Annotated in this window: 24 protein-coding genes; 18 read left to right on the top strand and 6 right to left on the bottom strand. The window is 30.9% G+C overall.

What is annotated here, in order from left to right; translation table 11 throughout:
• Nucleotide 1: 1 nt before the first annotated feature.
• The 6 genes from WA327_RS12970 to WA327_RS12945 all read right to left on the bottom strand — a co-directional run bounded on the left by WA327_RS12970 (nt 2) and on the right by WA327_RS12945 (nt 5,152).
• Nucleotides 2–640, bottom strand: a complete 639-nt coding sequence (locus WA327_RS12970; protein WP_336070407.1) for a hypothetical protein — start codon at nt 638–640, stop codon at nt 2–4.
• A 5-nt stretch (nt 641–645) separates the two neighbouring features.
• Entirely contained in the window at nt 646–1,083 is a 438-nt protein-coding gene (locus tag WA327_RS12965; protein ID WP_336070406.1) for a hypothetical protein, read from the bottom strand.
• 83 nt (nt 1,084–1,166) lie between these two features.
• Nucleotides 1,167–2,009 carry a universal stress protein gene (locus tag WA327_RS12960; RefSeq protein ID WP_336070404.1) on the bottom strand — a complete coding sequence of 281 codons (843 nt, stop codon included), beginning with the start codon at nt 2,007–2,009 and terminating at the stop codon, nt 1,167–1,169.
• Between the two features lie 120 nt (nt 2,010–2,129).
• Nucleotides 2,130–2,966, bottom strand: a complete 837-nt coding sequence (locus tag WA327_RS12955; protein WP_336070402.1) for a universal stress protein — start codon at nt 2,964–2,966, stop codon at nt 2,130–2,132.
• Nucleotides 2,967–3,057: 91 nt separating this feature from the next.
• Nucleotides 3,058–4,422, bottom strand: a complete 1,365-nt coding sequence (gene hemN, locus WA327_RS12950; protein WP_336070400.1) for an oxygen-independent coproporphyrinogen III oxidase — start codon at nt 4,420–4,422, stop codon at nt 3,058–3,060.
• Nucleotides 4,423–4,495: 73 nt separating this feature from the next.
• Nucleotides 4,496–5,152, bottom strand: coding sequence for an HAD family phosphatase (locus WA327_RS12945; protein ID WP_336070398.1), 657 nt, complete (start codon nt 5,150–5,152; stop codon nt 4,496–4,498).
• A 79-nt stretch (nt 5,153–5,231) separates the two neighbouring features.
• Here WA327_RS12945 and WA327_RS12940 point away from each other — a divergent pair, with 79 nt between their 5' ends.
• From WA327_RS12940 to WA327_RS12855, 18 genes are all read left to right on the top strand, one after another.
• Entirely contained in the window at nt 5,232–5,864 is a 633-nt protein-coding gene (locus tag WA327_RS12940; RefSeq protein ID WP_336070396.1) for a Crp/Fnr family transcriptional regulator, read from the top strand.
• A 65-nt stretch (nt 5,865–5,929) separates the two neighbouring features.
• The gene (locus WA327_RS12935; protein ID WP_027879833.1) at nt 5,930–6,724 is read left to right on the top strand and encodes a sulfite exporter TauE/SafE family protein; all 795 of its coding nucleotides are present in this window, start codon (nt 5,930–5,932) and stop codon (nt 6,722–6,724) included.
• A 98-nt stretch (nt 6,725–6,822) separates the two neighbouring features.
• On the top strand, nt 6,823–8,238 hold the full coding sequence (locus WA327_RS12930; protein WP_336070394.1) for an MBL fold metallo-hydrolase: 1,416 nt from the start codon (nt 6,823–6,825) through the stop codon (nt 8,236–8,238).
• Between the two features lie 119 nt (nt 8,239–8,357).
• Nucleotides 8,358–8,717, top strand: coding sequence for a rhodanese-like domain-containing protein (locus tag WA327_RS12925; protein WP_244906276.1), 360 nt, complete (start codon nt 8,358–8,360; stop codon nt 8,715–8,717).
• A gap of 8 nt (nt 8,718–8,725) precedes the next feature.
• Complete coding sequence (locus tag WA327_RS12920; protein WP_336070389.1) at nt 8,726–8,995, top strand: heavy-metal-associated domain-containing protein; 270 nt, start codon at nt 8,726–8,728, stop codon at nt 8,993–8,995.
• A 2-nt stretch (nt 8,996–8,997) separates the two neighbouring features.
• A complete protein-coding gene (locus WA327_RS12915; protein ID WP_336070387.1) occupies nt 8,998–10,014 on the top strand; it encodes a DUF3365 domain-containing protein in 1,017 nt (338 codons plus the stop codon).
• Nucleotides 10,015–10,026: 12 nt separating this feature from the next.
• Nucleotides 10,027–10,323, top strand: a complete 297-nt coding sequence (gene trxA, locus WA327_RS12910) for a thioredoxin (protein WP_336070385.1) — start codon at nt 10,027–10,029, stop codon at nt 10,321–10,323.
• Nucleotides 10,323–10,925 carry a methyltransferase domain-containing protein gene (locus WA327_RS12905; RefSeq protein WP_336070383.1) on the top strand — a complete coding sequence of 201 codons (603 nt, stop codon included), beginning with the start codon at nt 10,323–10,325 and terminating at the stop codon, nt 10,923–10,925. The genes trxA and WA327_RS12905 overlap by 1 nt, the downstream gene beginning before the upstream one ends.
• A 141-nt stretch (nt 10,926–11,066) precedes the next feature.
• A complete protein-coding gene (locus WA327_RS12900; protein ID WP_336070382.1) occupies nt 11,067–12,329 on the top strand; it encodes an FAD/NAD(P)-binding oxidoreductase in 1,263 nt (420 codons plus the stop codon).
• Between the two features lie 140 nt (nt 12,330–12,469).
• A complete protein-coding gene (locus tag WA327_RS12895) occupies nt 12,470–12,613 on the top strand; it encodes a hypothetical protein (protein WP_336070380.1) in 144 nt (47 codons plus the stop codon).
• A gap of 163 nt (nt 12,614–12,776) precedes the next feature.
• Nucleotides 12,777–13,439 carry a peroxiredoxin gene (locus WA327_RS12890; RefSeq protein WP_336070379.1) on the top strand — a complete coding sequence of 221 codons (663 nt, stop codon included), beginning with the start codon at nt 12,777–12,779 and terminating at the stop codon, nt 13,437–13,439.
• 83 nt (nt 13,440–13,522) lie between these two features.
• Nucleotides 13,523–14,860 carry a rhodanese-like domain-containing protein gene (locus WA327_RS12885; RefSeq protein WP_336070377.1) on the top strand — a complete coding sequence of 446 codons (1,338 nt, stop codon included), beginning with the start codon at nt 13,523–13,525 and terminating at the stop codon, nt 14,858–14,860.
• A gap of 150 nt (nt 14,861–15,010) precedes the next feature.
• A complete protein-coding gene (locus tag WA327_RS12880) occupies nt 15,011–16,366 on the top strand; it encodes a cytochrome ubiquinol oxidase subunit I (protein WP_336070376.1) in 1,356 nt (451 codons plus the stop codon).
• 9 nt (nt 16,367–16,375) lie between these two features.
• On the top strand, nt 16,376–17,413 hold the full coding sequence (cydB, locus tag WA327_RS12875) for a cytochrome d ubiquinol oxidase subunit II (protein WP_336070374.1): 1,038 nt from the start codon (nt 16,376–16,378) through the stop codon (nt 17,411–17,413).
• An 87-nt stretch (nt 17,414–17,500) separates the two neighbouring features.
• Nucleotides 17,501–18,112, top strand: coding sequence for a TetR/AcrR family transcriptional regulator (locus WA327_RS12870; RefSeq protein ID WP_027879845.1), 612 nt, complete (start codon nt 17,501–17,503; stop codon nt 18,110–18,112).
• Between the two features lies 1 nt (nt 18,113).
• On the top strand, nt 18,114–19,364 hold the full coding sequence (locus tag WA327_RS12865; protein ID WP_336070372.1) for a TolC family protein: 1,251 nt from the start codon (nt 18,114–18,116) through the stop codon (nt 19,362–19,364).
• Nucleotides 19,365–19,374: 10 nt separating this feature from the next.
• Nucleotides 19,375–20,268, top strand: a complete 894-nt coding sequence (locus WA327_RS12860) for an HlyD family efflux transporter periplasmic adaptor subunit (RefSeq protein WP_336070371.1) — start codon at nt 19,375–19,377, stop codon at nt 20,266–20,268.
• A complete protein-coding gene (locus WA327_RS12855) occupies nt 20,269–21,171 on the top strand; it encodes an ABC transporter ATP-binding protein (RefSeq protein ID WP_106678501.1) in 903 nt (300 codons plus the stop codon).
• Nucleotides 21,172–21,208: the final 37 nt, after the last annotated feature.

Genomic DNA, 21,208 nt, shown 5'->3' with positions numbered 1-21,208 from the left:
ATTATTGAGGTGTTGGTATTATTGTTTCTTCCTCTAATACCAATATAACCATTTTAATGTAATCTTTTACGCTTTCTTTTATGCTAGTTGGATCAATAATATCTATATAACCTTTCCAGATTAGGTTTCTGTCTTTGTCAGGACATAAACAGTAAACGCTAGTTTCGGCATTATAAACATTGTAGTTTTCGTAATATGAAGGATTATAATATTGATCTTGATAAGCTATAAATTCTTCTTTAAAATTCTCTTGTTTTGTGTGGTCTTTATAATATTGGTCAGAGTATTTAATCTTGTTTTTTACACCAATAATTCTTGAAAAAATTACGGTGTCATAGTTTAATTTTATTAAAGAATCTTCAAATTTTTTAATTTCAGCTTGAGTGTATTTTCTGTTTAAAAAGTCTTTACCTAAAACCACTTGACTTTTATCTGCATCAATACCTAGTAATTGTAATTGTGTTTCAAATTCGTTTTCAAACTCTTCTTTTGCTTCTTGGTTTTTGGTCATACCAATTATCAAAACTTTATTTGGTGTATAGTTTTGAATTGTTGGATTTTTCCAATAGTCTACAAGCTGCGTTGTGTTTTCGCAGGTATATAAAAAGATTAGAGATAATATTGAAAACAGATATTTCATGTGTTTTATTTGATAAGGTGAGCCATTTTATCAATTTTGATAATGTCTTTTATCAGTTCAAAAATTTCAAATTTTACAGCTTTATAATCGTGGTAAAATGAACTTATTACACCAGTAATTTCTCTGTGTTCTTCTTTGTATTTGGTTTCTTTTTCAATTTCATCTTTACCATCTACCATTAATCTTAAATCATTTTCGTGTTGTACGATTTGATTTATTAGTTTTTCGCAACCTCTTTTGGTTCTGTATAAAGCAGTTGTAGCAGTTTGAGCTCTGGTTAAAGATTCGTCTTCTAATATTTTTTGAGTGTAATTAGTAATTAATTCTTCTAAAAAAACTTGTTCGTCTTTTATAAAATTTAAATCTGATAACCAGTTTTTAGACATTTCGTGCATACGTTCTGCACTGTACCATTCTACGATTGTTCCTTTATTAGTTTTCATCTTATTAAATTTTGGGTTAATAATTATATAATTAAAAGTACGTCTAATAGCTTGTAATAACTATGATAATTATCATGTAAAGCTTAGTTATCACTGTTGTGATTTGGGATAACTAAAAATGGTATTTGCGGATTAAAACCAATTTTTTTAATCACAGGTTCATTTATTATTTTTTCAAAAATGCTGTGTTTATAGTTAACCATGACTAGTAAACCAATGCTTAAATCTTTAATGAATGTATTGATGACTTCAGCTTTTTTATCAAAACTTGGTACGCTATGGTAATGAGTTTCAAAACCTTGTAAACTCTTTTTTAGAACAGATAAGTTATATTCTTGGATATTAGTTAGGGATGAGCCAGTTTCAATATGCATAACTCTTAGTGCTGCATTGTTATCATAAGCAACATCGTTGATAATTGTGAGTTCTTTTGTAGTATAAAAACGGTTTAAATCTGTAGAAAAAGCGATTTGTTGTATTGGTTTGTAATCATAATTATCTGGTATAATTAGTACAGGACATGACAATCTTTTATGCACTACATTAACACTATTAGTGCTAAAAAATGTAGTAAGATTATCTTTTGTACCTTTTGTACACATAACAACTAAATCTATAGAAAACTCTTTTACAGCTTCTTTTACAGCTAGAGTTAACGGTTGAAACTTGATAATAGTTTTAAACTCATGATTAGCATTATGATCACTAGTTTCAATTTGCTCTTTAAAAAGTTTTAGTTGGTCGTTACCTAATTTTAAAACGTTTTCTATATAAACTTCGTTAAGAGAAGCTAGTATTTCTGGATCCAAAACTTCTGTGTGTAACAAATAAAAAGTACACAATTCATGTTTATATAACTTTACTGCATATACAAGTCCAGTCCAAGAATTATCTGAAAAATCTACAGGAACTAAAATATGTTTCATAACCTTAAGTTTTTGATTTACTTAAAATTAGTTGAAATTATTCTAACAAAATATGACAACTGTTAGGAAATAAAAAAGCCAGCATAAAAAGCTGGCTTTTTAAATGTATTTAAAATATAATTACTTGATTTTAAAAGTAATAACTGGTAATGAAGCATGATTTGCAATATCTTCTGAAATACTTCCAGATAAGAAATGTGTAAATCCTGTACGACCATGTGTTGCTACAGCTATTGCATCTGCACCAGAAACGTTAGCAAAGTTTAAAACACCTTTTTCTACTGTGTAATCTGCTACGTACTTTACTTTGTCTAATTGACTTAAATCACCATCTGCTTTCTTTAAAAAGTCGGCAACAGTTTGCTCAATTTCTTGAGAGCTTTTAAAGTTGTCTCCTGGTGTATTTACATATAATAAATGTAACTTAGAACCTAAGCTTTTAAATAACTGAGTAGCGTTTAAATAAGGTGTTACACTTTTTTCTGTAAAATCTGAAGCAAATACCACATTATCAAAACTTAAAGTAGCAGGTTGGTTTTTAACAACTAATACAGGTATATCTGCATGTCTAACAACTTTTTCTGTGTTAGATCCTACAAATATTTCTTTAATACCGCTACTACCATGAGATCCCATTACAATCATGTCTGCATTTTGTTCTTTAGCAACATCATTTACTTCGCTAAATACTTTAAAGTGTTTAACAATTGGTGTTACACTAATACCTTCTAAAAAGTCTTGCTCTAAAAACTCATTAAACTTCTTTTCTGCAAGTTTTATGAAGAAAACAGTTTCGTCTTGTAAAGCTGTTTCTCCTTTTGTTAATATAGTTTCAGAGATTTCTAACATGTGTAATGCTAAAATTTCTGCATCATATTTTTTTGCTAATTGTGCTGCAGCTTGTAAAGCATAATTTGAATGTTCGGAAAAATCTACTGGGACGATTATTTTTTTCATCGGTTTGTTTTTTAAGAGTTATTTATAAGGTTTGTTTATTTCAATATTCACGTAAAGTTAAAGCTATTTTTTATTTATGTTAGAAAAATGGCTAAATAGTCATAGAAAAAAGTTGTGTTTCTGGCTTATTTCGTTGTAACAACATGTCAAAAGCCATGCAAATATTTCTAACAAAAGGTTTTCCTTTTTCTGTTACAAAGATTTGGTTTAATTCTATATGTACTAAGTCATCATCTTGCATTTCTTGTAATTTGATTAAAATCTCTGGTATTTCATCAAAATACAAGCCATTTGCCATCCATTCTGTTTTAAAATGACACATTAAATTTAAAATGTGTTGTCTAATAATTAGATCTTCTTTGGTAAGAATATGACCTCTAAATACAGGAATTATATCTTCATCTAAAAGCTGATAATAATCTTCTAAATTTTTTACATTTTGAGCAAATGCGTACCAACTATCGCTTATTGAAGATACACCTAAACCAATCATCGCTTTGGTTTTTGATGCAGTGTAACCCATAAAGTTACGGTGCATTGTTTCATTTTTACTGGCTTTATATAAACTGTCTGTTTGTAAAGCAAAATGATCCATACCAATATCATAGTAACCAGCATCTGCCAACAGTTTTTTACCTAATTGGTATTGGTTTTGTTTGCTATCTGCTTTTGGTAAGTCGCTGTCTTTAAATCCGCGTTGTCCGTTTCCTTTAATCCATGGGACATGCGCATAACTGTAAAATGCAATACGGTCTGGTAATAGTGCTTTTGTTTTTTTTATGGTTTCTTCTACGTGCGCTTCTGTTTGAAAAGGTAAACCAAAAATAATATCATGTCCGACAGAGGTATAACCAATTTCTCTAGCTTGTTCTGTTACGCGTTTTACGTTTTCAAAAGGTTGAATACGGTGTATTGCCTTTTGCACAGTAGGATTATAATCTTGTACACCAAAACTAACACGTCTAAATCCTAAATTGTATAAGGTTTGTAAATGTTCTTTTGTGGTGTTATTTGGATGACCTTCAAAACTAAATTCATACTCATCAGCAAGTTCTGCTTTTGCTTTAAGACCATTAATTAAAAGGGTTAAATTTTCTGGTGAAAAAAATGTTGGTGTTCCGCCACCTAAATGAAGTTCTTTAATAATTGGTTTTTCATCAAACAATTCGCAGTATAAATCCCATTCTTTTAAAACAGCTTTAATATATGGCGATTCTACTTCGTGACGTTTGGTTATACGCTTATTGCATCCGCAGAAAGTACATAAACTTTCACAAAAAGGTAGATGAATGTATAGGCTTATACCTTCTTCTTGATTACTTTCATTAAAAGCTTTAATAAGGCTTTCTTTCCATTGATTTAATGAAAATGCTTCTGTATTCCAATAAGGAACCGTAGGATAACTTGTGTATCTAGGTCCTGCTACATTGTATTTATTTACTAATGAAAAGCACATAACTAATTTTTTATAGGTCAAAATTAGTGCGGAAAAACAGTTTAAAATATGACATCCGTCATAAGCCGAAAAATTAAATAAGTGACTTTATTTTTTGATAAGGTATTTGTTTAAAAGAAGTTATTACTAAATCGGCTTTAGAATAGTCTTGGTTTTTAGAGTGTAAACTATCATAACCAATACAGTAACTACCAGCAGATTTTGCAGCTTCTATGCCGTTTGTAGAGTCTTCAATTACAATACATTCAGATTGTTTTGTATTGGCTAATTGTGCTGCTTTTTCAAAAATTTCTGGATGTGGTTTTGATGCTTTTAAAGTAGCGCCGCTAATTTTTGCCTTAAAAAATGAATCTAATTTAAATCGTGTAAATACTTTTTCAATAGTGCTATTTGATGCAGAAGATGCTAAAACTAAAGTTAAACCATTGTTATAATAATCAACAATTATATCATAAACACCATCTAATAATTGTAGGCTTTCATCAGTTTCAAAAAGACTATTAAAATGACTGCGTTTACATAATTCTAAATCTTTAGGATGTGCCTCTAAACTAAAATGATTAACTAATCTAGTACACACGTTTTTAGTAGATTGACCTGTAAAACTTTCGTACAAATCTTTATCTACAACAATCTTGTAATCCTCAAACATTTTATGGTAAGCTTTGTAGTGTAAAGGCTCAGTATCTACAATAACACCATCCATATCAAATAAAATAGCTTTTAGCATAAACAGGTATTAAATTTTAGCAAACTTAAACTTAATATTACTTAAAATACATAACTTTACGTAGAAAAATTATTCTAAAATGATAGAAGAGCTTAAGCAGCATTATGGCTATTTATTTGAAGATGAATTACTTCAAGAAATAAACAATGTTGGTACTTATAGAGATATTCCAGAAGGACTTAAATTGATAGAAATAGGAGACTACATAAAATCTATGCCACTATTAATTAGCGGAGCCATTAAGATTTTAAGAGAAGATAAAGAAGGAGATGAGCTTATTCTTTACTTTATAGAACAAGGTGATACTTGTGCAATGACATTGTCGTGTTGTTTAGGAGATTCTAAAAGTGAAATAAGAGCAATAGCCGAAACAGATGCAAGATTAATAATGGTGCCAGTTCAAAAAATGGAAGAGTGGCTAGGCAAGTATAAGTCATGGCGTAATTTTGTGTTGCAAAGCTATCAAAACAGAATGACCGAGCTTTTAGAAGCTATAGATACTATTGCTTTTTTAAAAATGGACGAAAGACTATTTAAGTACCTTAAAGATAAAGCAATGGTAAATCATAACGAAGTGATACATGTTACACATCAAGAAATAGCTTCAGACTTGCATACATCAAGGGTTGTAATATCAAGACTACTTAAAGCTCTAGAAATAAATGGTCGCATAGAGCTACACAGAAATAATATTAAAGTACTTGACTTATAAACCTGTAACAAATGTTACAAAAAAACAAGCTAATCATTATTAGTTTTGAGTACTAACTCTTAACTATGGAAATACAATATATACTTGGATACATAGGCGCATTACTAATAGGTCTTGTTTTAGGCTTAATTGGTGGTGGCGGATCAATACTTACAGTTCCTATATTAGTCTATCTTTTAGGGATCAATCCAATTACAGCTACAGCATATTCTTTATTTGTGGTTGGTAGTTCTGCTTTAGTTGGAGCTTTAAAAAACATTCAAAAAAAATTAGTAGACTTTAAAACAGCAATTGTTTTTGCAGTTCCTGCATTTACAGCAGTATTTTTAACACGTAAGTATTTAGTGCCAGCAATACCAGAACAATTTTATAAAATAAACAATTTTATAATCACAAAAGATATTGCAATAATGTTACTATTTGCAGTATTAATGCTTTTAGCTTCAATATCTATGTTAAAAAGTAAAAAAGAAGTTATAGAAGAAGATGTAAGCCTTAATTTTGTGGTTTTCTTTTTTCAAGCGGCATTTATAGGTGTCTTAACAGGATTAGTTGGTGCTGGTGGCGGATTTTTAATCATTCCAACACTAATGTTTTTTGCTAGAATGTCTATAAAAAATGCTGTAGCAACTTCGTTATTAATCATAGCTATTAACTCGTTAATAGGATTTATTGGAGATGTTCAAAATATAGAAATAGATTGGTTGTTTTTATTAAGTTTTACATCCATCTCTATTATTGGTATATTTATCGGCACGTATCTTTCAAAATTTATTGAAGGCGCAAAACTTAAAAAAGGATTTGGATGGTTTGTACTCGTTATGGGAATATATATAATTTTCAAAGAGTTAACTAAATGATAATTGTAACTTTTGTTACATCTATATAATTACAAATCAATTAATTTTATAACCCATTAATAATCAATTTTTAAAATTGAATCAGAACATAAAATAACATGAAAGTAGAACAAATTTATACTGGTTGTTTAGCTCACGCAGCGTATTACATAGAAAACAATGGAGAAGTAGCAATAATAGATCCGCTTCGCGAAGTTCAGCCATATATTAATAGAGCAAAATTAGACGATGCAAAAATCAAGTATGTTTTTGAAACGCATTTTCACGCAGATTTTGTTTCTGGTCACTTAGATTTAAAAGAAAAAACAGGAGCAAGCATTGTTTTTGGTCCAACAGCCAAACCAAATTACGATGCTATTGTAGCAGAAGACGGACAAATTTTTGAAGTTGGTAACTACAAGATAAAAGTAATCCATACACCTGGTCATACTATGGAAAGCACCACGTATCTTTTAATAGATGAAAATGGTAAAGAACATGGTATTGTTACTGGTGATACATTATTTATTGGTGATGTTGGTCGTCCAGATTTGGCTCAAAAAGTTGTTGCAGATTTAACTCAAGAAAAGTTAGCAGGTTATCTATATGATTCTTTACGTAACAAAATTATGCCATTAAGTGACGATTTAATTGTGTATCCAAATCACGGTGCAGGATCTGCGTGTGGTAAAAATATGAGTAAAGAAACTACAGATACACTTGGTCATCAAAAAGAAGTAAATTACGCTTTACGTGCAGATATGACCAAAGAAGAATTTATAGAAGAAGTACTAGATGGTTTATCAGAGCCACCAGGATATTTTCCTCAAAACGTAATGATGAATATTACTGGCTACGAAAGTTTTGATAACGTTATCACAAAATCTAATAACCCTTTATCACCAGAAGCTTTTGAAGCTGCAGCAAATGAAACTGAAGCTATTATTTTAGATGTACGTCATCAATCAGAATTTGTAAAAGGACACATTCCTCGTTCAATCTTTATTGGTATAGATGGTGGATTTGCTCCCTGGGTTGGTGCTTTAATTGTAGATGTAAGTCAGCCAATACTTTTAGTAGCTCCAGAAGGAAGAGAAGAAGAAGTGGTAACACGTTTATCTCGCGTTGGTTTTGATAACGTAATAGGTTATTTAGATGGTAGTTTTCAATCTTGGAAAAATTCTGGTAAAGAGTATGATACTATAACTTCAATTTCAGCAGAAGAATTCGCAAACCGTTTTGAAGATAATAAAGACGTTGTATTTGATGTACGAAAAAATGGAGAGTTTACTGCCGAACATGTTGACGGAGCAAAAAGTACACCATTGGATTACATAAATAATTATTTACAAGAATTTCCTGATAACAAAACATTTTATGTGCATTGTGCAGGAGGATATAGATCTGTAATAGCAGCTTCTATTTTAAAAAGTAGAGGCATCCACAACTTAATAGATGTTGGTGGTGGTTACGGTGCTATCAAAAAAACAGATATACCAGTAACAGACTATGTTTGTCCATCAACATTAAAGTAGTTTTAAGTTTTTTAGTTAGTTAAAAGTGTGTGTTACAAATCTGTAACACACACTTTTTTTGTAACAAAGGTTACCAACAATAGTAACAAATTGACGTAATTTTATAGAAATTTTTATAGATGAAATACATACTCATTATGTCAATATTTTCATTTTTATTCGGAAATAATTCAGTACAAGATAAACCAATAAAAGTATTATCTCCAGAAGAATTTAAAGCCCAAATACAAGATAAAGACGTGCAATTAATAGATGTACGTACGCCAGCTGAATTTGAAGCAGGTCATATTGAAGGCGCTAAAAATATAGACTTTTTTTCAGGGAAATTTAATGTAGAATTTGACAAATTAGACAAAGAAAAACCAGTTTACATTTATTGTAAAAGCGGAAATAGAAGCAGACAAACAGCCAACAAATTAGCAGAAAGAGGTTTTAAAGACATCTATGATTTGGAAGGCGGAATTTTAAATTATAAATAAAAACAAATATGAAAACATCAATAATAGTTCAAAACCTAAAATGTGGTGGTTGTGCAAATACCATTTCAACTAAATTATCAGAAATTGAAGCAATTTCAAATATAAATGTAGATGTAGAAGAAAGTAAAGTCACTTTTGATTGCCCAAATCCTGAAGATGCAATAGAGGTAAAACAAAAACTAAGAAGTTTAGGTTATCCATCTATAGAAGATGAAAACGGATTAGTATCTAAAGCTAAATCTTTCGTGAGTTGCGCAACGGGTAAAATGTCAAAATAATCATGAAACAGTTACTTATAATTTCAGTGTTAGCGATCACTTTTTTTAGTTGTAAAGATTCAGAAAAGAAAGAATATTCTGCATTAGAAGTACAATTACAAGCTAACAATCATCCAGGTAAAAAGCTAATGGAAAAACATTGTTACGTTTGTCATAGTCCAACTGCTAGTCATGACGATCGGATTGCGCCACCAATGGTTGCAATAAAAAAGCATTACATAGATTCTGATACATCAAAAGAAGATTTTGTAGCTGCAATGCAAGCTTGGATTAAAAACCCAAATAAAGAAGATGCAAAAATGTTTGGTGCTGTAAAACGCTTTGGTGTCATGCCAAAACAATCTTTCCCAGAAGAAGATATTAAGCAAATTGCAGAATATATGTTTGATTTTGATATTGATCAACCAGAATGGTTTGAAGATCATTTTAAAGAAGAACAAGGCAAACACAAAGGGCAAGGCATGGGTAACGGAAAAGGTAAAGGAATGGGACAAGGTATGCACAAACAACAAGCAGAAGTTAACTATCAAGATTTACCTTACGGCGAACGTGGTTTAAAATATGCATTAACCACAAAAGCAGTTTTAGGAAAAAACTTGATGGGAACCATCCAAAAAAAAGGAACTTTAGAAGCGTTAGCATTTTGTAATGAGCAAGCTTATCCGTTAACAGATAGTATGAGTGTTGTGCATAATGCTAATATTAAAAGAGTTTCAGATAAACCAAGAAACCCTAATAATAAAGCAAACTCTATTGAGCTTGATTACATCAATACCTTTAAAAAACAGTTGGCAAACCAAGAAGATATTAGTCCAATTGTAAAAGAAGATGCAGATCAAGTTCACGTGTATTATCCAATCGTTACAAATAGTATGTGTTTACAATGTCATGGTAAACCAAATGAAAATATTAAACCCGAAATAATAAAAAAGTTAACTTTGTTATATCCAGAAGACCAAGCTATTGGTTATACAACAGACCAAGTTAGAGGTATTTGGAGTATCGCTTTTGATAATTAAAAACGTTTAGGTATGAGCAAGTTTTCAGATATTATTAATCAAGACAAACCTGTTTTGATAGATTTTTTTGCAGAATGGTGTGGACCATGCAAAATGATGAGTCCTATTTTAAAAGAAGTAAAAGACAACTTAAAAGACCGTATTTCTATAATAAAAATTGATGTAGATAAAAATCAAGCATTAGCTGCAAAATATCAGGTTAGAGGCGTACCTACACTTATGATTTTTAAAAACGGAAAACAAGTTTGGCGTCAATCTGGAGTACTTCAAAAAAATGAAATTATTAACATCATCACAAATTTAGATTAATGGATTTATCTGAAGAATTTTGGGATAATAGATATAAAAATGAAGATACAGGTTGGGATTTAGGTGAAGTTTCGCCTCCGCTAAAAGCTTATTTTGATCAGTTAGAAGACAAAAACTTAAAGGTTTTAATTCCTGGCGGCGGTAATAGTCATGAAGCAGAATATTTACACCATCAAGGTTTTACAAATGTTTTTGTGGTAGATGTTTCAAAAACTGCGTTAGAAAATTTTTTAAAAAGAGTGCCTAACTTCCCAAAAAATCACTTAATACAAGAAAACTTTTTTGATATAGATACAACTTTTGATCTCATTGTAGAACAAACTTTTTTCTGTGCGATAAACCCTAATTTAAGAGCAGCTTACGCAGCAAAAGCTTATGACTTACTAAGCCAAAATGGTAAAGTTGTTGGATTGTTATTTGATGCGCCTTTAAATACAGATAAGCCACCTTTTGGAGGTTGTAAAGAAGAATACGTAAATTACTTCAAACCGTATTTTAAAATTGTCATTATGGAAGATTCTCACAACTCAATACAACTAAGAGCTGGTAGAGAATTATTTTTTAGAATAGATAAAATAGAAAAAGAGACTACTGTTTTTTAGTTTTTGATAAAAAACTACGCTTAAAGCTGTTAAAACATTAGTATTCTATTGGTTATGTAACAAAAGTTACAATTTTTGTCTTAAAACACTATTATTTTTATCAAGATTGAAAACTAACAAACTCACTAAATAAAAATAATAATGAAATCTCACTATCAAATTTTAGTAATTGGAGGTGGAACAGGAGGAATCATGACTGCTGCCAATTTACTTTCCAAAGACAAATCTTTAGACATAGGTATAATAGAGCCAGCAGATTGGCATTATTACCAACCAGCATGGACATTAGTTGGTGCAGGTACATATGATTTTGAAAAAACAAAACGTCCTATGTCATCTGTTATGCCTAGTGGTGCAGATTGGATAAAAGATTACGCTACAGTGTTTAAACCAGAAGAAAACACGGTTGAAACTAAAGAAAACGGAGCAATAACGTATGATTTTTTAATCGTATCTCCTGGTTTAGTTATGGACACAACTTTAATTGAAGGTCTGACAGAATCTTTAGGAAAAGGTGTAGTTTGTAGCAATTATACAGATCCAAAACATACTTGGGACGTGTTAAAGAATTTTAAAGGAGGAAATGCTGTGTTTACGCAACCAACAACACCAATAAAATGTGGTGGAGCACCTCAAAAAATAGCTTATTTAGCAGCAGATTATTTCAAGAAAAACGGATTGAAAAATAAAACTAATGTTGTGTTTGCAACACCTGGTTCTGTTATTTTTGGAGTAAAAGAAATTAGAGAAAGTTTAATGCAAGTAATTAGTAGATACGGTATTCATTTTAAACCATTCTACGCGCCAATTAAAATTGATGGTGAAAACCAAATTGTAACCTTTAAAGGTGTTGGAACTGGCGAAAATAAATGTGTAATAAATGAAGATAACGAACTAAGAGAAATCATGTCTGGCGAGTCTATTATAGAAATGCCTTTTGATATGCTTCACCTTGCGCCACCACAAACAGCGCCAAAGTTTGTTAAAGATTCTCCACTAGTAAATGAAGCTGGTTGGCTAGACGTAGATAAACACACTTTACAACATAATACGTATGCTAACATTTTTGGTTTAGGTGATGTTGCGGCTTTGCCAACAGCAAAAACAGGCGCAGCAATACGTAAGCAAGTACCTGTAGTTTCAGATAATATTTTACAATTAATAGCGCATAGTAAAAAAGGAAATAAATCATACAATGGGTATTCATCTTGTCCATTAGTAACAGGATATGGTAAAATGATTTTAGCCGAATTTGATTATGATAATAACTTTATTCCAGATCCAAAACTTAAACAAATGCTAGTTTTTAATAGTGAAAAAGAGCATTGGCGACTTTGGATGCTTAAAAAATATGGATTACCTTATTTATACTGGAACAAAATGATGAAAGGGAAAGAAGTTTAAATTTCATCAACTTAATTAATAGTGCTAAGCATCTGAAAGTTTTCAGATGCTTTTTTTGTTTTAATGATAAATGTCATATTTCTTAAGATAAATCAATTCTATCTTTACACTGTAATAATTAAAGACTAAACTAATCAATTATGGTATCTCAAAATATATCTCTATATAGCTGGAGTAACGGCGTAATAATGATAATTGTTTTTGGTATTGTTTGTTTAACGCTTATAGGCTTTGCCATAAAGTTTATGAGTGGTGGAAAGAAAAATGACGATACTAACGAGTAATTTTTTTTATTCATTTAGATTTGGTTAAAGAGCGCAAGAAATTGCGCTCTTTTTTTATAAAGTTCTGTTAAAAAACCAGCTTTTGTAACAAATGTTTCAAATAGAATTAATCTATTGTTTTATTTTTATGCAATAGAATTTAAATATTAAAATATAATATATTATGGAAACAAACACAGAAGCAAACCAAGTAAACACAATGCCAAGAATTGGCGATCAAGCACCAGATTTTGAAGCAGTAACTACTAAAGGAAAAATTAAATTTTCTGACTTTGCAAAAGATAAATGGGTAGTTATGTTCTCTCATCCAGCAGATTTTACTCCAGTATGTACAACAGAAATGAGCGGATTTGCAACAAGAAAACCAGAATTTGATGCACTTAACACAGAACTTATCGGCTTAAGTATAGACAGTATACACGCACATTTAGGTTGGGTACAAAACGTAAGAGAAAATACAGGTGTATATTTTGATTTTCCTATTATCGCAGATATAGATATGAAAGTATCTAAGCTTTACGGAATGTTACAACCTAACGAAAGTGAAACAGCAGCTGTACGTGCGGTTTTCTTTATAGATCCAAGTAAAAAAATACGTCTTGTAATGTATTACCCATTAAATGTTGGTCGTAATATGGACGAAATTTTAAGAGCTTTAGAAGCACTTCAAACGTCGGATAAATACAAAGTAGCGATGCCTTTAGATTGGAAAAAAGGTGATAAAGTAATTGTTGGACCACCAAAAACTTTAGACGAGTTAAATGAAAGAATTAACGACGATTCTCTTGAAAAAGTAGACTGGTATTTAGCAAAGAAAAACCTATAAAATACTCTTAAAATATCGGTCTTTTCATCAAGTTAAGACCGATTTTTTTTATCTTATTTTCATCTAAACCAAAACTAAATAAAATGAATATTACTCAATTTGAAGACAAGCCATTAGCGCATTATTCTTATGCAATAATTAGCGATAATAAAATGGCAATTGTAGATCCTTCCAGAGATCCAAAACCTTACTATAAATTAGCCGAAAAAGAAAATGCAAAAATCGTTGCGGTTTTCGAGACGCATCCGCATGCAGATTTTGTAAGTAGTCATTTTCAAATACATAAAGAAACTGGCGCAACCATTTTTGTAAGTAAATTAGTTGGTGCTAATTATCCACACAAAACTTTTGATGATGGCGATGTTTTTAACCTAGGAAGCGTTCAGTTTTCTGCAATAAACACACCTGGTCACTCACCAGATAGTATCACAATTATTGCAAAAAATAACGCAGATTATGCGATGTTTTCTGGCGATACGTTATTTATAGGCGATGTTGGTCGTCCAGATTTACGTGAAAAAGCTGGAAATATGAAAGCTAAACGCGAAGAATTAGCCAAAAGTATGTATCAAACCATGCAAACAAAATTTAACGATTTACCAGACAATACCATTGTTTATCCAGCACACGGCGCAGGTTCGCTTTGCGGTAAAAATATGAGTAAAGATGCATCAAGTACTTTAGGTCGAGAACGTGAAGAAAATTGGGCGTTTAAAAATTTATCTGAAGACGATTTTGTCAATCATATTTTAAAAGATCAACCATTTATTCCTTCATATTTTGGATATAACGTAGATATAAATAAAGTGGGCGCAAAAGATTATGAAAAGGCAATTTCAGAAGCAAACTTTCAATTTAAAGCAGATAGTTTTGAAGACAACGCCTTAATTATTGATGTTAGAAATGAAGCCGATTTCAAAAAAAATCATCTAAAAGGTAGTATAAATATTATGGCAAAAACCGAAAATGATAAGTTTGAAACTTGGTTAGGATCTATCGTCAAACCAGAAGAAGCATTTTATGTGGTTTTAAATTCAGTTGAAGATAAAGATGAAATATTACATCGTATAGCCAAAATTGGTTATGAAGATCAGTTGCAAGGCATTCTTACTTTAGATGATTCATCTTTTGAAAGTACAGAAAAAATAGATTTATCAGACTTTAAAAATAATCCAAATCAATACACAATTATTGACATAAGAAATAAAAGTGAAGTAGAAGAAGGTAAGTTTTTTGAAAACACTATATCAATTCCTTTAAACGAATTAAGAGATTCTGAAAATCAAATACCAACAGACAAACCAATAGTTGTTCATTGTGCTGGTGGATACCGTAGCGCAGCAGGAAGCAGTATTATTTCTAACTTTAAAAATGACGCTAAGGTCTATGATTTAAGTGATGCTGTTTCGGAGTTTAAATAGCATGTAGATATATTTAAAAGTATTTAAAACCAGTTGAAATTTATGTGTTTTAACTGGTTTTTTATTTATAAATGTTAAAGTTTAAAATATGTAATATTTGTTACTTATAGCCAACAATCTGTATCGTATTTTTGTTATAAACTTACAATTATGGATGTAGAAATCTTAGCCCGAATTCAATTTGCCTTCACTGTTGCTTTTCATTACATCTATCCGCCATTAAGCATTGGTATTGGATTAATCATGGTTATTTTTGAAGGTTTATATCTTAAAACCGGTAAAAAAGAATACGAAATTTTAACTCGTTTTTGGTTAAAGATTTTCGCCATAACCTTCGGTATTGGTGTAGCAACCGGAATCATAATGGAGTTTGAATTTGGTACCAACTGGTCTGTATATTCCAAATATGTTGGTGATATTTTCGGAAGTGCTTTAGCAGCAGAAGGATTGTTTGCTTTTGGACTAGAAAGTACCTTTTTAGGTATTTTAATTTTTGGGTGGAATCGGGTATCGCCTAAAGTACATTTTATTTCTACAATAGGCGTCTTTTTAGGATCAATGTTTTCGGCAGTTTGGATTGTTGTAGCTAACAGTTGGCAGCAAACACCAGCAGGTTATCATATTGTAGGAGAAGGATTAAATGCTAGAGCAGAAGTAACCGATTTTTGGGCAATGGTTTTTAATCCATCTAGTGTAGATCGTATAATTCACGTTTGGCAAGGCGCATTTTTAGCTGGTGCATTTATGATTTTAAGTGTTCATGCTTACTATTTATTAAAAGGAAGGTATGTAGAAGTTTCTAAAAAAGCTTTTAAAATAGCATTATCTGTAGCTACAATAATTTCGTTAACACAATTAGTGTCAGGTCATAGTTCTGCAGATGGTGTTGCAGTAAATCAACCTGCAAAATTAGCTGCTATGGAAGGTCATTACGAGCCATCTGCTGCTGCCGATTTATATTTGTTTGGTTGGGTTGATCAAGCTTCAAAAACTGTTACAGGTATTGGTATTCCTGGCGGATTATCATTTTTAGTGCATCAAGATTTTAACGAACCTATTGCAGGTTTAAATGCGTTTCCTGAAGATGAAATACCGACGCAAGTCAACGCTGTTTTTCAATTTTATCATATCATGATTTCTATAGGTATGTTTTTTATCGGGTTAACATTATATGCTAGTTATTTATGGTGGCGTGGTAAGTTGTTTGATAAAAAGTGGTTACTTAAAATATTTGCATTTTCGGTATTACTGCCTCAAATAGCCAATCAAGCTGGTTGGTTTGCTGCCGAAATGGGACGACAACCATGGGTTGTTTATGGTCATTTAAAAACAAGCCAAGCATTTTCTCAAGAGGTATCTGCTAATCAAATTCTATTCTCATTAATTTTGTTTTTTGTGGTTTATGCCATCTTATTTTTACTGTTTTTATACTCATTAAACAAGAAGATAAAGCATGGTCCTTATGATGAATCTGAAAATCCAAATGAATTTTTAAAGTACACTTAATAGAAGATTATGGAAACATTTTTAGGTATAGATTATCCAACATTATGGTATTTAGTAGTAGGACTTTTGTTTTCTGGTTATGCTATTTTAGAAGGTTTTGATTATGGTGCTGGCGCATGGCATTTATTTTTAAAAAAAGATATAAGTAGGCGTATAGCCATAAATGCAATTGGTCCACTTTGGGATGCCAACCAAGTATGGTTAATTATTGGTGGCGGCGCATTGTTTGCAGGTTTTCCGGTCATGTATGCAACAATGTTATCGGCAATGTATATTCCGTTTATGTTGTTTTTAATGCTATTGGTATTACGTTCTGCTGCTATAAAATTTAGAAGTGCTGAAGAAATGAAATGGTGGCGAAAAACTTGGGACATCATTTACTTTACATCAAATACATTAATAGCTTTTTTACTTGGCGTTGTTTTAGGTAACGTATTACAAGGTTTTGAATTACACGAAAACTTTATTTATAAAGGTGGTATTTTCTTTGCGTTTTTAAACCCATATTCATTAATGGTTGGGTTTACAACATTATCCATTTTTATGACACAAGGAGCTATTTTTCTTCTTTTAAAAACAGAAGGAAAACTGCATGATAGATTATCTTTTTTACTAAAAAGAGGAATGGTGTTCTTCATTGTCAGTTTTGCAGTTACATCTTTTTACACGTTAACGTATCTTCACGGTGTAACCGATAAATTTAAAGAACAACCTATATTTTTCGCATTACCAATTTTAGCATTTTTAGCAGTAGCCAATGTGCCAAGATTAGTATCTAAAAAGAAATACTTTTATGCATTAGTATTTTCGTCATTAATTATGGCATTTTTATTAATGTTAGTAGCTTTTCAATTGTATCCAGTGTTGTTGCCTTCAACTATAAATCCAGAATATAGTGTAACTATTTACAATGCAGCATCATCACAAAAATCATTAGGGATCATGCTTACTATTGTACTAATTGGTGCGCCACTTTTAGCATTTTATTTCTTGTTTTTATACAAAACGTTTAATGGAAAAGTAAAGTTAGATGATACAAGTTATTAAATAAATAGATTAAAAATAATCAAACAGAGTTGTGTTTGATTATTTTTTGTACATTTGTTAACCACTTGGTTAAACCATATAGTTAAAATGAAAAAAACAAAAGACGAAAATACCGAAGAACAGATACTTGAAGCTGCCAAAAGCGTATTTCAATCCAAAGGAATGGATGGCGCACGAATGCAAGAAATAGCAGATAAAGCTGGAATTAACAAAGCCATGCTTCATTATTATTATAGAAGTAAACAACTATTGTTTGAAGCGGTTTTTAACAATGCGTTTTCATTATTGGCACCTCAATTAAACGCCATTTTAAATGATGATTCTTCTATTGAAGACAAGATTAAAAACTTTACTTCTAACTATATATCATTCATTGTAAAGCATCCATATTTGCCAAATTTTATCATTCAAGAATTGAATAGAAATCAAGATTTTATTTTAAAATTAAAAGACAAAGGTTTTCCAAATATTGAAAAATTCAAAAAACAAGTAAATGAAGACGTTGCTAAAGGACTTATAAAACCAATTAGTGCAGAACAATTATTTATAAATATAATGGCTCTGAATATTTTCCCTTTTGTGGCAAAACCTTTAATCATGGCATTTACAAATTCAGATGATAAAAATTATAAATTACTAATGGAAGATCGTAAAACAGAAGTTGCCAATTTTATTATTAATTCCATAAAGACGACATAAAATGAAACAGTTAATAGTGATTTTCGCAATCTTAATCACGCTACCAAGTGTTGCACAGCAAAGCATCACCTTAGAGCAATGTTACCAATTAGTGACAGAGAATTATCCTTTAGCAAAACAGACGCAACTATTAGATGCACAAAACAAATTGGATAAAGAAGTGGTTTCTACATCAAAATTACCACAATTAAGTTTAGATGCACAAGCAACATATCAGTCTGATGTGATTGAAATTCCTATTCCAAATGCTGGTATAGAACCTTTAAACAAAGATCAATATCGTGCTACATTATCTGTTAATCAACTTATTTATAATGGAGGTGCAACTGATGCAACATTAGATTTAAAATCGGCACAACTTAAAACCAAACAAAAGCAGGTTGAAGTCAGTTTGTATCAATTAAAACAGCAAATCAATCAATTGTATTTTTCAATTTTATTAGTACAAGAATCAGAGTTGTTACTAAACGCCAAAAAAGAACAATTAGAAGTTAAACTGAAAGAAGTACAATCTGGAATAAAGTATGGTGTTATTTTACCATCGTCCGATAAAGTTCTGGAAGCCGAATTATTAAAATTAAGCCAACAATTTAAAGAACTTGAAAGTAACAAAACAAGTTTTATTGCAACGCTTTCTAGTTTAATAAGTCAACCATTAAATGATTCTGTAGTATTTCAAAATCCACTAGTAGAAACCGATTTACAAACCGATTTAGCTAGACCAGAATTGGAATTATTTCAACTTAAAAAAGAAGAAATTACAACTTCAGAAAATGTATTGTCTAAGCAAAACGCACCTAAATTACTAGGTTTTGCAACAGGTGGTTATGGTAATCCTGGATTGAATATGTTGGATAATTCCTTTCAACCTTTTTATACAGTTGGTGTAAAATTGAACTGGAATGTTTTTGATTGGAATTCTAATAAAAAACAACGTGAATCTTTAGCAATCAATAAAGATATTGTGGAAAATGAAACCGAAATTTTTAAACTAAATACAAACATTCAACTAAATCAACAACAAAAAGAAATTGATAAAATTGAAGAATTTATTGCATCAGATCTAGAAATCATCAACTTAAGAAAAGAGGTTCTCAAGTCAACAGATTCACAACTCAAAAATGGCGTGATTACATCTTCAGCATACATTACAGAACTCACCAATTTATATGAAGATGAAAATACGTTGGTAAAACATAAAATTCAGTTACAACTCGCAAAAGCTAATTATAATGTTATTAAAGGTCAATAAAATAATTCAGATGAAAAACTACAAATACATAATAGGATTTAGCATCATAGCAATCAGTTTATTGTCTTGTGGAGATGATAACGGAAAAGCAGATGGTTACGGAAATTTTGAAGCTACAGAAATAACCATTTCTGCCGAAAATAACGGAAAATTGATGCAATTTGACGTAAATGAAGGTGAAATTGTCGAAAAAAATACATTTTTAGGATATATCGATACAATTCCGCTAACATTAAAACGCGAACAATTAGAAGTCTCTAAAGCTGTAATTAGTTCAAAATCTAAAGGTGTTTTATCTCAAATTGCTGTGTTGAATTCTAAATTAAAAACAGCAAACACCAATAAAACACGAGTAGAAAATTTAATAAAAGACAACGCAGGAACACAAAAACAATTAGATGATGTTACCGGAGAAATAGATGTTATTAAGCAACAAATTAGAAGTGTTGAAATCCAAAACGCACCTGTGGTAAACGAGCTAAAATCTATTGACGTGCAGTTAAAACAGATAGATGACCAAATTGAAAAAAGTAAAATTATAAATCCAGCAAACGGAACCGTTTTAACCAAATACGCAGAACCAAACGAGATTACTGCTTTTGGAAAACCATTGTATAAAATTGCCGATTTAAACACCATGCAACTACGCGTTTACATCAGCGAAACACAATTAGCCAATATAAAAATCGGACAAGAAGTAACGGTTAAAATTGATGATGCAGATACAATGAAATCTTTTAATGGTAAAATTAGTTGGATTGCTTCGGAAGCAGAATTTACACCAAAAATAATTCAAACTAAAGAAGAACGCGTCGCATTGGTTTATGCTGTAAAAGTAGATGTAATAAACGATGGAAGCTTAAAAATAGGCATGCCTGCTGAAATTTGGTTAACTAAAGAATAAATGAGCATTCATATTTCTAACATATCAAAATCATACAAAAACGTAAAAGCCTTACAAGACATTTCTTTTGATGTGAATGCAGGTGAACTTTTCGGATTAATTGGTCCTGATGGCGCAGGAAAAACTACGCTATTCAGAATTTTAACAACATTGCTAATTGCAAACGAAGGTACAGCAACAGTTGCAGGTTTTAATGTAGTTTCAGACTATAAAAACATTAGAAATAGCGTTGGTTACATGCCTGGAAAATTTTCGCTATATCAAGATTTAACTGTCGAAGAAAACTTAGAATTTTTCGCTACCATCTTCGGTACAACCATTGAAGAAAATTACGAGTTAATCAAAGATATCTACGTGCAAATAGAACCTTTTAAAGCTCGTAGAGCTGGTAAACTTTCAGGAGGAATGAAGCAAAAACTCGCTTTATGTTGTGCTTTAATCCATAAACCCAAAGTGTTGTTTTTAGACGAGCCAACCACAGGAGTTGATCCAGTTTCTAGAAAAGAGTTTTGGGACATGCTAAAACGTTTACAACAAAAAAACATCACCATTTTGGTATCCACACCTTATATGGATGAAGCCGCTTTGTGTGATAGAATTGCCTTGATTCAAGATGGGAAAATTTTAGAAATAGATACACCAGAAGCGATTGTAAAACATTATCCAAAACCTATTTATAACGTGAGCGCAAATAATATGTACCAACTTATTAATAGTTTAAATGCTTATAAACACAATCATAGTGTGTACCCTTTTGGCGAATTTGTGCATTATACAGATAATAGAACAGATTTTAATCCTGAAGATTTAAAAGTGTATTTAGAATCTAAAAATTTATCAAACATAAACATTGATAAAACAGTAGCAACCATTGAGGATACCTTTATGGAATTAGCAAAATAAAAAATAGCCCTCACAGGTTTTTAAAACCTGTGAGGGC

Origin of the sequence: Mesoflavibacter sp. CH_XMU1404-2 (genome assembly GCF_037029465.1) — a bacterium.
Classification (GTDB): domain Bacteria; phylum Bacteroidota; class Bacteroidia; order Flavobacteriales; family Flavobacteriaceae; genus Mesoflavibacter.
Note: the sequence above shows the minus strand (reverse complement) of the source record. Positions and strands in the feature narration are given on the sequence as shown.

Bases quoted from the DNA above. Each gene is read 5' to 3' on its own strand.
- WA327_RS12960 (WP_336070404.1), bottom strand. From the start codon at position 2,009: ATGAAACATATTTTAGTTCCTGTAGATTTTTCAGATAATTCTTGGACT.
- WA327_RS12935 (WP_027879833.1), top strand. From the start codon at position 5,930: ATGGAAATACAATATATACTTGGATACATAGGCGCATTACTAATAGGT.
- WA327_RS12905 (WP_336070383.1), top strand. From the start codon at position 10,323: ATGGATTTATCTGAAGAATTTTGGGATAATAGATATAAAAATGAAGAT.
- WA327_RS12870 (WP_027879845.1), top strand. From the start codon at position 17,501: ATGAAAAAAACAAAAGACGAAAATACCGAAGAACAGATACTTGAAGCT.
- WA327_RS12860 (WP_336070371.1), top strand. From the start codon at position 19,375: ATGAAAAACTACAAATACATAATAGGATTTAGCATCATAGCAATCAGT.
- WA327_RS12915 (WP_336070387.1), top strand. From the start codon at position 8,998: ATGAAACAGTTACTTATAATTTCAGTGTTAGCGATCACTTTTTTTAGT.
- WA327_RS12895 (WP_336070380.1), top strand. From the start codon at position 12,470: ATGGTATCTCAAAATATATCTCTATATAGCTGGAGTAACGGCGTAATA.
- WA327_RS12940 (WP_336070396.1), top strand. From the start codon at position 5,232: ATGATAGAAGAGCTTAAGCAGCATTATGGCTATTTATTTGAAGATGAA.
- WA327_RS12965 (WP_336070406.1), bottom strand. From the start codon at position 1,083: ATGAAAACTAATAAAGGAACAATCGTAGAATGGTACAGTGCAGAACGT.
- WA327_RS12885 (WP_336070377.1), top strand. From the start codon at position 13,523: ATGAATATTACTCAATTTGAAGACAAGCCATTAGCGCATTATTCTTAT.
- WA327_RS12955 (WP_336070402.1), bottom strand. From the start codon at position 2,966: ATGAAAAAAATAATCGTCCCAGTAGATTTTTCCGAACATTCAAATTAT.
- WA327_RS12925 (WP_244906276.1), top strand. From the start codon at position 8,358: ATGAAATACATACTCATTATGTCAATATTTTCATTTTTATTCGGAAAT.
- WA327_RS12855 (WP_106678501.1), top strand. From the start codon at position 20,269: ATGAGCATTCATATTTCTAACATATCAAAATCATACAAAAACGTAAAA.
- WA327_RS12920 (WP_336070389.1), top strand. From the start codon at position 8,726: ATGAAAACATCAATAATAGTTCAAAACCTAAAATGTGGTGGTTGTGCA.
- WA327_RS12900 (WP_336070382.1), top strand. From the start codon at position 11,067: ATGAAATCTCACTATCAAATTTTAGTAATTGGAGGTGGAACAGGAGGA.
- WA327_RS12945 (WP_336070398.1), bottom strand. From the start codon at position 5,152: ATGCTAAAAGCTATTTTATTTGATATGGATGGTGTTATTGTAGATACT.
- trxA (WP_336070385.1), top strand. From the start codon at position 10,027: ATGAGCAAGTTTTCAGATATTATTAATCAAGACAAACCTGTTTTGATA.
- cydB (WP_336070374.1), top strand. From the start codon at position 16,376: ATGGAAACATTTTTAGGTATAGATTATCCAACATTATGGTATTTAGTA.
- WA327_RS12930 (WP_336070394.1), top strand. From the start codon at position 6,823: ATGAAAGTAGAACAAATTTATACTGGTTGTTTAGCTCACGCAGCGTAT.
- WA327_RS12880 (WP_336070376.1), top strand. From the start codon at position 15,011: ATGGATGTAGAAATCTTAGCCCGAATTCAATTTGCCTTCACTGTTGCT.
- hemN (WP_336070400.1), bottom strand. From the start codon at position 4,422: ATGTGCTTTTCATTAGTAAATAAATACAATGTAGCAGGACCTAGATAC.
- WA327_RS12890 (WP_336070379.1), top strand. From the start codon at position 12,777: ATGGAAACAAACACAGAAGCAAACCAAGTAAACACAATGCCAAGAATT.
- WA327_RS12970 (WP_336070407.1), bottom strand. From the start codon at position 640: ATGAAATATCTGTTTTCAATATTATCTCTAATCTTTTTATATACCTGC.
- WA327_RS12865 (WP_336070372.1), top strand. From the start codon at position 18,114: ATGAAACAGTTAATAGTGATTTTCGCAATCTTAATCACGCTACCAAGT.